Source organism: Streptomyces sp. NPDC044061 (genome assembly GCF_056434305.1).
In genome coordinates this window covers 1-12,034 of sequence record NZ_JBWKFL010000097.1, presented here as the reverse complement: position 1 = coordinate 12,034, position 12,034 = coordinate 1, and the positions used below count along the sequence as shown (strand labels likewise).

The following is a 12,034-nucleotide window of genomic DNA, read 5'->3' as shown; positions in this document are numbered from 1 at the left end:
CCGTCGCCCGTCACCAACCGCCCACCACCGCCGACTTGGGATAACGGGTCCATACCCGCAGCTCCAGGGCCAACCGCGAGAACGACGGAGCCCTGAAGCTTGCCGACCTCCAACGGCCGGGCCAGCCGCAGCCGGCATGGGACCAGCTCATGGCCAAACGACGCAGAAAGACCCTCGTGGTCTGCGCCGGATGCCACGCAGCGATCCACAGCGGACAGCCAACCGCGACACCCACGCAGTAGTCACTGGAGAGCCGTGATGCTCGGAAAGCGAGCACGTCCGGTTCGGGAGGGGGCCGCTGGGTCGGGCTCACGCCTCGCCCAACGGCCTACCTCATTGGTCGGGGAGTACAAGAACGCCGGGCGCGAGTGGCAGCCTCAAGGCGAGCCGGTGAAGGTCAAGACGCACGCCTTCCTCGACCGGCAGGGGCCGGGCAAGGCGATACCGTACGGGATCTACGACATCGCCGCGAATACCGGCTGGGTCAACGTCGGGTGCGACCACGACACCGCGGCCTTCGCTGTCGCCTCGATCCGCCGCTGGTGGCATGCCCGTGGCCGGCACGACTACCCGCACGCCGCACGGCTGCTGATCACCGCAGACGCTGGCGGCTCCAACGGCTACCGCACCCGCGCGTGGAAGAGCGAACTCGCAGCCCTGGCCGCCGAGACAGGCCTACAGATCACGGTGTGCCACATGCCCCCCGGCACATCGAAGTGGAACCAAGTGGAGCACCGGCTGTTTTCCCACATCTCCATGAACTGGCGCGGCAGACCGCTGACCAGCCACGACGTCATCGTGAATACCATCGCGACCACCAGCACCCGCACTGGGCTCCGGGTCGAGGCCGAACTCGACACCAACACCTACGACACTGGCATCAAGGTCACCGACGCCGAGATCGACGCCCTGGCGATGAGCAGGCACCGCTTCCACGGAGACTGGAATTACACGCTCCATCCCGCCGAAATCCCGCCCGCTCCAGGCCCGAGGACGGAACCCGAAACCGTCGCGCCCACCGCACGGCCGGCTGTTGGACCGGCCCACCTCGACGGCTCCACGCTCCGGGACCCGGAGCTGACCGGCATGAGCATCCATGAAATGGACACCGTGCTCAACGATTTGATCCCCGCGCTGGCCGAACAGCGAGAGCAGCTCCGCCACGAGCGACGGGGCGGCGAACGCCGCCGGACGCGCGGTGGGGGCCCCAAGGACAAACTCTCCGACGCCGATCGGATTCTGGCCACCGTGCTCTACCTGCGCAAACTCGGCACCCACAACCTGCTCGCCCAGCTCTTCGCCGTTGACAGGAGCACCCTCACCCGCGCTATCCAGGAAGTACAACCCCTCCTGGCCAAGTCTGGCCACACGATCCCGCCGTCAACAGCCAGATTCCGCACTCCGACGGACATCGCTACCCACCTCGACAGGTACGGCAGCCAGACGCCGAGGAAGATCAAATCAGCGTGTTGATTTTCTGCGCGCCCTTAGCGTTGCAGGATCCGGCGCTGTACCGTTCGGCGGCCTCCGTCCGGATCTGCCCACAACTCCCGAGATTCGGGCAGCAACCCACCATCGTGCAGATGACTAGTGCTGGATTCCGCTTTCGGTGGGTATAGCTGCTGGTAGCGGGGCGGTTGCGGTACTCGGGGGCGGGTGCTGGGACATGGTGCTGAGGGCACGGCCGGACCGTGACGAGGGCGAGCAAGCGGTGGTCCACCGTCTGGCGTCGGCCAGAAAGGCGCCGAAGGATGTAGTGGAGCGGTGCCGGATGGTGGAGCTGAGCTGGGACGGGTGGCTGGTCCGGCAGATCGCCGGCGAGCTGAGGTGCAGTCAGAAGACGGTGCGCCGCTGGCTGCATCGCTTCAACCGCTCGGGGCTGGAGGGCCTGGAGGATCTGGGCGGGCAGGGCCGCAAGCGAAGGATCACCGAGGCCGAACGCTCGAGGATCGTGGGCCTGGTCAAGCAGACCCCGCCCGGCCGACTCGAAGTGCAGCCGTCGAACGAGATGTGGGCCGCGGACGAGTCAGGGCCCTCGGAGTGGACCTTGGACACGCTGGTCGCCGCGGCCCGGGACCTGGGCATCGAGGTCAGCCGCTCCCAGGTGCGCCGGATTCTGCTCGCGGAAGGGGTCCGCTGGCGGCGCACGCGATCCTGGACGCGCTCGAAGGATCCGGACTTCGAGGGAAAAGGACGCGGATCGTCGAGCTCTACACCAGCCCGCCCGCCGGCGCGACGGTGGTCTGCGCCGACGAACTCGGCCCGGTGATCCCTCGTGCTTTCCCACCGGCACCGGGCTGGTCGCCGGACGGGCACCGCATCAAGAACGAGATCGACTACTCCCGCGGGCCGGAGAAAACCTGGGTCTACGGCGCCTTACGCGTCCGCGACGGTCAAGCGATCACGATGACCGCCACGTCCCGCAACAGCGCCTTCTACCAGCGGTTTCTCCAGTTGGTCGAGGAAGCCAACCCCGCCGGGGACATCTACGTGATCACGGACAACCTGTCCTCGCACAACAGCGTGTCCACCCGCACCTGGCTCGAGGACCACTCACGCATCAAGCACGTCTTCATCCCTGTCGGCGCCTGCTGGCTCAACCTCCAAGAAGGCTGGTGGCGCATCTTCCGCAAGACCGCCCTGGCCGGACGCTCCTTCGGCGACCCAGGCCACATCACCCACGCCACCGACGTCGCCACCGACCAGCTCAACTCCCGCGCCCGACCATGGATCTGGGGCAGACCCGCACCACCCACCAGGCGCTTACGCCGCCGCTATGTGTACTTCCTTTGAGGAATCCAGCACTAGCGGTGGTTTGTTAGGTCGGGATGTAGGGGTTTAGGGGTCTGCCGCTGCCGACGGCGTTGATCAGTTCCTGTAGTGCTGTGGGCGGGGGTTTCGTGGACCATGCCCGCCAGTAGCGTTGCAGCGTGACCCAGGGCGTCAGCCAGCCACGGACGGCTCGCAGTGCCTGGGGCCAGCAGGTCGGTCGGGGCTGTTGGGACCCGGATTCTCCCCCTCTCTGCCGGTCCTGACGGTGTGTTGGGACCGGGTGGTGGGTCGTCCAGGGCAGGCGGGGGCGGGTCGGGAGCGAACCAGGTGTTCCAGCAGAAGCTGAACGCGCAGTTCACGAGAGTCTGGTGGCGGCGGATCGCGGCATCGGAGCGGACCTGGAAGTCTGCCCAGCCAAGTTCGTCCTTGACCTGTTTGTAGCTCTGCTCGACCCAGTGCCGCAGCCCGTAGATCCGCACGACCTCGGCGAGGGCAGCGGGTGGGTAGGGCGATTCGGCGGCGCGTGGGGAGCTGGGGCGGGGCAGGTCGGTGGCCAGGTACCAGGTCGCCTTGACCGGCAGGGTGGCCGGGTCGGCGGTGGCCACCACCAGGCGGACGTTGCCGTCCGGGCCCCACCAGCCCAGCTGGGCCTCGGCGGCCCACCAGGTGGCGGTGTGCCCGTCGCGGAACGTGCGCTCGATGCGCGACCAGTCTCCGGGATGATCTGGGTCCTGCCAGGTCAGGAGACGGGCGGCGTCGACGGGCGTGTGGGTGTCGGGGCCGTAGGACCAGGTGCCGTGCCGGGGCTTGAGAGCCATCACGAAGGGCAGGCCGGCGTCGTGCAGGCTGGCGCGGAAGCTGTCCTGGTCGCTGTAGGCGCAGTCAGCGGCCACCGCGCGGAAAACCAGCCCGGCCGCCTTGGCCTGGGCGGCCAGATCGGCCGCGATCTGCAGTTTGGTGCGAAAGCCTGGGTCGCTTTTGCCGCGAGGGAAGTGATGGGCGGGGGTATAGGGGCAGGCGTGGGCCGGGTAATAGACGCGTTCGTCCGCCCAGCAGGTGGTCACGGTGACCACGCCACGGTCGATCTTCCCGACCGAGCCGAGGTACTGCTTGCCCACGTGGGCGGTCGCGGTCCCGTCCTTGCGGTCGCCGGAATCATCGATGACCAGGACCCCGCCCGGGTGCGGGGCGGTGGCCGGGTCAGTCAGCAGTAATTCCAGGCGGCGGGTATTGACCTCTTCCTGGCTCCAGGTCGACTCGGACAGGAAGAACTGCAGCCGCTGCACTGCCGCATGCTGGGCGCCGGCCACCGGTTCGGCATCGGCCAGGCAGGTCAGCGTCTTGTTGCGGTCCCGGGGCAGCAGGAGCCCGGCCAGGTACTCGCGAAACCCACGCCGCTGGGCCAACGTCCCGAAGAGATCATCAAACCGGACTGCGTACCCTTCCAGTGGACCCGGCGCGGGCGGACACGGCAGCCGTTTCGTCATCTCAGGCCCTCCCGGCGGTAGTTGACGCCTTCACCTCACGGCGTACTCCCGCACGAACCCGCCGTCAACAAACCACCGCTAGTAGATTGTCGCGGCTTAATTTTGCCGTGTGGTTGGGTAGAGGTGGCGCAGTTTCACGCGTGTGTCGTCGGTGGTGAAGTGCCAGTTGACTTGGCGCTGGTCGTTGTTGGTCTGCTGCTGCCAGGCGGCAAGTTCGGCGTTGAGTACGGCGAGGTCGTCGATGCGGCGGTCCAGGCACTGGCGGGTGAGCGCGGAGAGCTCGATCTCGGCGATGTTGAGCCAGGACCCGTGCTTGGGGGTGTGGTGGATCTCCAGGCGCTGGGCCGGCGTGAAGGCCTTCCCCGGGTCGAACGCCTCGTAGAGCGAGGCGATGGTGTGGGTGTTGAGGTTGTCCATGACCAGCACGACCGTGGCGGCGTCGGGGTGGTCCACGGTCAGCAGGTGTTCGACCTGGTGCGCCCAGTCGATCCTGGTCCGGCGGGGCTGGGCGTCCACGCGTCGCCATCCGCGCAGCGGCTCGACCCAGCAGAAGATCGAGCAGGTCCCCGAGCGGACGTACTCGTTGTCCTCGCGGCGGTCACGGCCGGGCCGCGGGGGGAGCGGTTCGCGGACGTGGCCGAGTAGCTGGTAGGGCTTCTCGTCCATGCACACCACGGGGCGTGCCGGGTCGAAGGGGCGGCGGTAGACCGCCAGGACGTCCTCCATCGCCGCGGCGAAGGCCGCGTTCGCGGTGGGCGGGATGGTCCAGCACTTCTTCAGGTGAGGGCGCAGTTCCGTTTTTTTAACACCCGGCCGATCGTGGAGTGGTCCAGATCCGGGATGTCCTCGACCAGCGCGACGTGCTTCTCGAGCAGGCGCAGCGACCAGCGGGCGTGTCCCTTGGGTGGCGTCGAGCATGCCAGCGCGATCAGCCTCGCCTCGACCTCGCCGGTCACCGCGGAGGGCACCGGAGGGAGTGCGCGTTCCTTCCGGCCGACCGTGGCCCACACATCGCCGCCGGTCTCCGCGTACCGCTTCGAGATCAGGCGGACCGAGTCGCACGAGACCCCGACCCGGTCCGCGATCACCGCCCGCGGATCGACCTCGCCGACCGAGGTGTCCAGCGCGAGCAGCACCCGCGCCCGCCTGATCATCGACGCGCTACGGACTCCCGTCGTGGTCACCCGCACCAACGCCCGACGATCCTCAGCACTCAAGGCAACCGGATACTTCTTCCGTGGCGACACCGCACCCCCGCCCAGCCGAAGTGAAGCGACGACGGAAGAGTGCCCGACCGTCAACTCCACCAAACAGAACCACACTTAGCCGCGACAGTCTACTAGTACAGTTTCAGGCCATTTCATTTGGTGTGATCTTGCGGGGTGCTGGCTGTATGGCGAGCGAGCTTGTCGAGCGGTTGGCGCCGGACGGTGTGTGGGAGCTCTTTGAGAGGGTCGGCCAGTCGCAGCCGGCGCAGGTGCTCCGGCGCCACAACGACCGCAGGGCGGCGGTCGTCGTCGGTCGCACGGTGACCGGGAGGTTCTGGCCGCGATCGTGTTCGTGGCCACGTCAGGCTGTACATGGAACCCGTTGCCGCCTGGATTCGGGCCATCGGGCGTCAGCGCGTTCCGGCGGTTCACTGAGTGGTCCCAGGCTCGTGTGTGGGCCAAACTGCACCGCCTGGTGCTCGACGAACTCGGCGGTCAGGGAGAGCTCGACTGGTCGCGGTGCGCCATCGACTCCGTCAGCGTCCGCGCGGTCAAAGGGGGCCGCTGACGGGACCGAATCCGACTGACCGTGGCAAGAGTGGATCGAAAATCCACCTCATCGTCGACCGCAACGGCCTGCCTCTTTCCATCGGCGTCTCCGGCGGCAACGTACACGACAGCCAGGCCTTCCAGCCACTCGTCCGAGGCATACCGCCCATCCGTTCACGCCGCGGCCCACGCCGACGCCGTCCGGCGAGACTCCACGGAGACAGGAGATACGACTACCCCCACCTGCGATGATGGTTACAGATGCGAGGGATCACACCACGCATCGCCCGCCGCGGAGTCGAGAACTCCCAACGCCTCGGCCGGCACCGGTGGGTCGTAGAACGCACCATCGCCTGGCTCGACGGATGCCGACGACTACACCGTCGCTACGAACGCAAAGCCGAACACTTCATGGCCTGCACCGCGATCGCTGCCACACTCATCTGCTACCGCATACTCCCCAAATGAAATGGTCTGTAGCATACGGCGACACCGACACTCAGAGTGGAGAGTCTCCGATCAGCCGGCGAAGCCGGAGGCTGAGGTCGAGAATCAGTCGGTCTTCGGCGCGGTCGAGGTTACGGCCGGTCAGTTCTTCTATTTTTCGGAGTCGATAGATCAATGAGTGCCGGTTCAGGAACAATCGACGGGCTGCCGAGCTGGTGTTGCCAAGCTCGTCGATGTAAATCTCCAAGGTGCGCATAAGCTGACTTGAACAGTTCGCGTCGTACTGGACTAGCGGGTCAAGCGCCGCTGTAGCCATGCGTGATGCCTCAGAGTCGCGTGCCAAGCTCGCCAAAATGAAGAATGGCTCTAGTGTGTGAGCATCGCTGACAGCGCCGGGGCCATGCAAAGCGCGTCCGATCTCGGCGGCACGCCGGGCGTGCAACAGCCCGTCTGACAGGGTGCGCAAGGTCACGGGACGATCGGTGACGCCCCATGTGAGAGCCTGCTTAGGTAGTTCTGCAATTAGACGCTGGATCAGATTGATGGGGGTCAGTATGGGCGCTGCATCGTCGGGCACAAGGATCATAATTTCTTGTCCTCGGTGCGTTGCGTGGACGTCTTCACCACCTCCCCGGCGTCGTACTTGATCAACGACGTGGCTCAGCAGGCTGGTGTGCTCCTGGTGTTCGCTCTGCCCGAGGATGAGCCGGTACCGCTGGTTGAGTGAGTATCCAAGCAGGGTGGCCTTGGCTGCGACTTCCTGGGTGGTGAGCTGACCGCTGCCGAGTTCCCAGAGAAAGTCGCCATGTACGCGTGCCTCTGCTTCGGCCACCGCCTGGCGGCGCAGGAGCTCAATAGCAACGGCGGCGCCTGCGTGCTGGAGTGCGCGCCGTTCCACGGCAAGTCCGTTGGCTTTGCGGCCCTCCCCGATGGCAAGTACGTACCCCAATGACCGGTCATGAGCTCTGGCTGTCACGGCCAGTACAGTCGGAAGGCCAAGTGATTCAGTCAGGGGAAGTGTCACTATCGCGTCCGCCTCGAATTCCGCGCGGAGCTGCTGCTGCTTGTCCGCCGGCATGTCGGCGATGCGTGCAGCCAGTTCACTAGGACTGAGCAATGCTTGCGCCCGGGAACCCAAGGACAGCGGCCCGAGTCCAGCGTCGAGGACTACCACTGGACGGCCGATCATTGTCTCGACGGCTTCGGTCACCGCCGAAAGGCCGTCCCTGCATAGCAGGGCGCCAGTGAGGCCAGCCGGCAGCTGGTCGCTCGGCGGAGGTGCGGCATAACGGTCCGTCAACAGCCGGTCCGCTAGTACGCGGAGAATATCCGCGAAGCGGATCTCCCATGGCAGCTCTATAATTGGGAACGCCCGCCGGTTACCGAGCTCGAGGACGCCGGTTGGCACTGTTTCGAATGGGGCACCCTTGCCAACACAGACACATAGAGCTGCAGCTTCTGCATCTGCGATCTCGCTGGCGAATTGATGAAAGCCTGCTTCATCGTAGCCCGCGCCGATGGACAGCACGAACTCCCCCGGTGCGACGAAGTCTTCGACCGGCCCCTCCATGACGGAGACCCAGCGGACGTGACGCGTACGAATTCCCTCACGGCCGGCTACGATGCGCCCGCGATTGAGAGGCGGCAGTCTCAGTGCCGCCTCAACCAGGAGCCCTGAACCAGATGTCATTCCATCCTCAGCGTCGGACTCGATGGGTTTAGCACTCCCCCGCCCGTTGCCCGTGAGCAGACTTTGCTGAGCCACGCCGTCCGATATCCTCATGGGGACAGCCCTTCACTGATTTCCACAATGATTTATGCTTGCCAAGCAGTGAGACCGGCTTCGGCAGGAGCTAGCCTGGATCCGCAGGCTCACCGCCCAAACTATGAATTGCCGAGGACAGCGTCGCTGGGCGCGCTGGGCGAGCAACGCGCGTCGTGAGGCGGGCTCGCCACTCTTTCAGCTTGCTGATCACCTCGTATTCGATGCGTTTATCCTGCATACATTCCAGCAGAAGTGGAAGTAGGCCTGGTCACGATTGCGCATCAGACGCGGAGATTGAACAGCTGAAACGTCTGCAATGGAGCGCAGGACACTGTTCTCGACCACGGCGTAACAGACGCGCGGAGGTCGAGTAGCCACGGGGTGAGTGCAGGGCCCACGCACATCAAATACGTGCAGGGGCAGCAAGGCGAGTTCGGGCACGTCTCTGTTTGCGACATTCGAGGCCACCCATCATCGCCAAGTAGCTCGGAGGGTCTCGAAGGTGCCGGTGAGGGTGCCCACGGTAAGGAGTCTCCGCGGGCGCACGACGCGGTGCGAGGCGCATGTAGGTGCCCATCGGATCGAGGCTGAGTAAGACGTACTCGTGATGCTTGAGCAGATACTGCCGCGCCGTAGGTAGCGTACGCGTCTTTGTCGGCCCAGCGCTCATGGCTGCATGGCCTTCGAATATTCGGTCCACAAAGTGGGCAAACCATCCCAGATCGGCCAGAAACAGGAGGAGCCCGGGCGACCGCCCAGTGCGGTGCGAGCCATGCATCCTATGCCACCTCATACCGCAACGTCTGCGCATGCCAGTGCTCCTGACTCGAATCGGGCATACTGCCGTTGACACCCCGGCTCGCATCAGGGCATAGAGCACCGCAGCTGTATCCGCCGGCTCGTCATCATCCAAGATCACTCGAGGAGACACCTGCCTCGTTCCTCCTCCGGGCAGCGCACCGGCGCGGATGACCTGCCCGTACGGGACCGTCATCTGCCTACCTGAAGAGTAAGAGTGCGACGGTTGTACCGACAGGTCCATTTAACATTTTGCGTCAGTGCAGTGAAGAATTGCTACATGATTGACCTCCGCCGCCTGCACATGCTCCGTATCCTGCGGGAAGAGGGCACTATCACCGCTACTGCTCACGCTCTGTTTTTGACTCCCTCCGCTGTGTCGCAACAGCTGCGTCAGCTGACTCGTGACCTTGGTGTAGAGCTGCTCCACCACGAGGGTCGCCGCGTGCGCCTAACGCCAGCCGCGCACATCCTGCTGGAGCATGGCGATGTGATCGCCGAGGCGTGGGAGCGCTGCCGTGCCGACCTTGCCGCCCATGCGAGAGGCGCCGTCGGGGACGTGTCCATCGCCGTGGCCTTCGAAGGCGCTTTCCAGGCCCTCCTCGTCCCCATGCTGCACCGCCTCAAGCAATCCCATCCGCGCTTGACCGTCACTTTCATGGGAACCGAGGTCGAGGAGGGCTTGAGCCGACTGCTCGCCGAACGGGCGGACATAGCGGTGCTCCCCGTATTGGGTACGCCCCCGGTCCAAGATGCCCGCTTCGATCAGAAGTCCTTGCTGGAGGATCCTCAGGATCTCATTGTGTCCCGAGATCACTGGCTTGCCGAGCGAGGGACCGTCCGACTGGCCGAGACCGCTCGCGAACCGTGGATCGCACCCCACCCCCACCAGCAGCCGCTGATTGACGTCGCCTGCGCCGCTGCGGGATTTAGTCCTCGAGTGGTGCACGAAGCGCGCGTTTGGGACTCGGTAGTCGCACTGGTCCGCGGCGGGCTCGGTGTGTGCCTGCTCCCCCGCCTAGCGATGATCGGAAGCGACCACGGCATCGTTCGCATCCCCCTCGAGGGGCACCCGGCCCCGACCCGCCAGATCGTGACCTGCGTCCGCAAAGGAAGCAGAGACTCCCCCGCCGTGGCCGCTGTCCTCGACACCTTGGAAAGCACTGCGCAACGAGCGACATGGATCTAGCTACTTGCCCCTGAAAAAGTGTTTTGCCTGGTGACCGGGCTGGCGCTGCAGGATGGCGCTGTGCAGCTGGCCGGTCGGTGCATGTCCCTCACCGGCTGAGGACGGTCATCCGCTGGAGGTTGTAGGCGAAGATCCCCAGTCCGGCCCAGGTCCGGGCGCCGGCCAGGCGGCGCAGGCGTGTGCGACGGAAGCCGAAGCTGCGCTTGAGGTGACTGATACGGGCCTCGACGCCGACTCTCCAGTCGCGCATTCGCCGGAATGGGCGACTTTGCTCGTACTCGCGCCGTGCCTTTCCAGGTTTTCCAGCACGTTGCAGGCCGATGCGCTGGACACCGAGTTCGGCCAGGGCGAGGTCGTTGGCCGCGGTGCCGAAGCCGCGGTCGGCGACGACCGTGCCGGGCGGGCGGCTGGTCAGTGACGCGGCGCGCTCCACCGAGGGAACCAGTTGCGGCGCATCGGCCGGATTCCCGCGCTGGACCTGGTGGTCGACGATGAAGCCGCGTTCGTCCTCGGCCACGAGGGCGGTGTAGCCGAACTGGGTGGGGTGCTGGGGCTTGCCCTTGCGGATCGGCCGCGCGTCGGGATCGGCCAACGAGACCAGCCGGTCGGGGATGGTGCGGATGCCCGCCAGGCGCAGGGCGGTCTGTTCCAGCAGCCGGCGGGTGCCCGCGACGGTCTCGGCCAGCTCGCTCACCAGGTGCGCGAGCCGTCCCGAAGGCCGCTTGCCCAGCACGCGCCGGGCATTGCGCTCCACCGCCTCCACGTCTCGCAAGGTCGCGCGGGCCACGGCGGCGATTTCACCGGTGAGCCGGTCGATCTCGCCCAGCGCCTGGCCGGTGCGCCGCCGCAGCGTGCGCGAGATCTCCTTCAAACGGCGCCCCGCTGACCGGCTGCGATCACGAAAGCGGGTGCGCTTGGCCGTCCCCGACGCCTTGATCCGCCCAACCAGCCGGCCCAGCTTCCGTACCCCGTGTTCGAGCAGGTCAGCGTCCGTGGGGTGATCGATGTCGGCTTCCATCACGGTCGTGTCGATGCGCAGCTTGCGGCACCGCAGCAGCTTGTCCTCGACCAGCTTGCCCAGCAGCGCGGCGTTCAGCTCTTGCACCGTCTGCGCTCCGCTGCGACGCACCAGCTTGATCAGCGTTGTCGGGTGCGGCACCGGAGAGGCCAGCGGGATGCGGCAGAACCGGCGCCAGCTCAACGAGTCCGCGACCTCACGACACAGAGTCTCGTAACCCAACTGGTAGCGGTGCTTGAGATACAGCAGCCGCAGCAGCGTCTCCACCGGCACCGACGGCCGCCCCAGCCGCTCGGCGAACACCGCCCGCCACGGGGCGATGAATCGCTCGTCGTCCAAGAACGCATCCACCCGAGCCAACTCGGCGGGTAACTGCCGCGCCTGCTCCAGCAGTACCTCCCACCAGGTGTCCTCTACTCCCGCGACACGCAACATCGCCCCACCCCCGGCCGCCAAGACCTGCACCCACTGTGACGGCCATAGCCCGGCCCTCACCAGCTCTCCCCAAGGGACAACCCACAGGCACCCCGGACTTCTTCAGGGGCAAGTAGCTAGGGCTTGGTGTTGGCGTCTTCGGCGCCAGGCTGGCCAGTGCGGGATGTGGTCGACAGTCACCGGCCGGCGGTCGGTGAGTCGGCTGATCAGGCATCTAATCTCGGCGACGCCGGATGGATGTGCTGGGAGGATTCGTTTCTGCTTTTCCGGTTGACGGCGGCCATGACAAGCTCCCCATAGGCGGCCATTTACCGCCCCACTGATGGCCACGGGATTCCCCGGGTACGGCCAGATTTCTCCCCGCTC

The 12,034-nt window shown here is 66.0% G+C and carries 9 protein-coding genes and 2 pseudogenes; 6 read left to right on the top strand and 5 right to left on the bottom strand.

Annotation, left to right across the window (positions count from 1 at the left end; all coding sequences use genetic code 11):
* The first annotated feature begins 92 nt into the window (after positions 1-92).
* The 4 genes and pseudogenes from AC07CM_RS49120 to AC07CM_RS49105 all read left to right on the top strand — a co-directional run bounded on the left by AC07CM_RS49120 (position 93) and on the right by AC07CM_RS49105 (position 2,793).
* Entirely contained in the window at positions 93-242 is a 150-nt protein-coding gene (locus tag AC07CM_RS49120; RefSeq protein WP_478883094.1) for an HNH endonuclease, read from the top strand.
* Positions 243-336: 94 nt separating this feature from the next.
* Positions 337-1,473 (top strand): annotated as a pseudogene (locus AC07CM_RS49115) (ISAzo13 family transposase); the annotation flags it as partial.
* 193 nt (positions 1,474-1,666) lie between these two features.
* Complete coding sequence (locus AC07CM_RS49110; protein ID WP_478883091.1) at positions 1,667-2,269, top strand: helix-turn-helix domain-containing protein; 603 nt, start codon at positions 1,667-1,669, stop codon at positions 2,267-2,269.
* The gene (locus AC07CM_RS49105; RefSeq protein WP_478883090.1) at positions 2,266-2,793 is read left to right on the top strand and encodes a transposase; all 528 of its coding nucleotides are present in this window, start codon (positions 2,266-2,268) and stop codon (positions 2,791-2,793) included. The genes AC07CM_RS49110 and AC07CM_RS49105 overlap by 4 nt, the downstream gene beginning before the upstream one ends.
* An 11-nt stretch (positions 2,794-2,804) precedes the next feature.
* Here AC07CM_RS49105 and AC07CM_RS49100 read toward each other — a convergent pair whose 3' ends face one another.
* From AC07CM_RS49100 to AC07CM_RS49090, 3 genes are all read right to left on the bottom strand, one after another.
* Positions 2,805-4,259 (bottom strand): IS701 family transposase, encoded by a 1,455-nt coding sequence (locus tag AC07CM_RS49100; protein ID WP_478883089.1) that lies wholly within the window; start codon positions 4,257-4,259, stop codon positions 2,805-2,807.
* 96 nt (positions 4,260-4,355) lie between these two features.
* A complete protein-coding gene (locus AC07CM_RS49095) occupies positions 4,356-5,021 on the bottom strand; it encodes an IS630 family transposase (RefSeq protein WP_478883093.1) in 666 nt (221 codons plus the stop codon).
* Positions 5,022-5,035: 14 nt separating this feature from the next.
* Positions 5,036-5,413, bottom strand: coding sequence for a helix-turn-helix domain-containing protein (locus AC07CM_RS49090; protein WP_478883088.1), 378 nt, complete (start codon positions 5,411-5,413; stop codon positions 5,036-5,038).
* A 239-nt stretch (positions 5,414-5,652) separates the two neighbouring features.
* On the opposite strand from AC07CM_RS49090, the pseudogene AC07CM_RS49085 reads away from it, so the two are divergent.
* Positions 5,653-6,484, top strand: a pseudogene (locus tag AC07CM_RS49085) (IS5 family transposase); the annotation flags it as partial.
* Positions 6,485-6,515: 31 nt separating this feature from the next.
* On the opposite strand, the gene AC07CM_RS49080 reads toward AC07CM_RS49085, so the two are convergent.
* Complete coding sequence (locus AC07CM_RS49080; protein ID WP_478883092.1) at positions 6,516-8,153, bottom strand: PucR family transcriptional regulator; 1,638 nt, start codon at positions 8,151-8,153, stop codon at positions 6,516-6,518.
* Positions 8,154-9,306: 1,153 nt separating this feature from the next.
* On the opposite strand from AC07CM_RS49080, the gene AC07CM_RS49075 reads away from it, so the two are divergent.
* Positions 9,307-10,215 carry a LysR family transcriptional regulator gene (locus tag AC07CM_RS49075; RefSeq protein WP_478883087.1) on the top strand — a complete coding sequence of 303 codons (909 nt, stop codon included), beginning with the start codon at positions 9,307-9,309 and terminating at the stop codon, positions 10,213-10,215.
* An 88-nt stretch (positions 10,216-10,303) separates the two neighbouring features.
* On the opposite strand, the gene AC07CM_RS49070 is transcribed toward AC07CM_RS49075, so the two are convergent.
* Positions 10,304-11,668: an ISNCY family transposase gene (locus tag AC07CM_RS49070; protein WP_478883086.1), complete on the bottom strand. Its 1,365-nt coding sequence runs from the start codon at positions 11,666-11,668 to the stop codon at positions 10,304-10,306.
* Between the last annotated feature and the right edge of the window lie 366 nt (positions 11,669-12,034).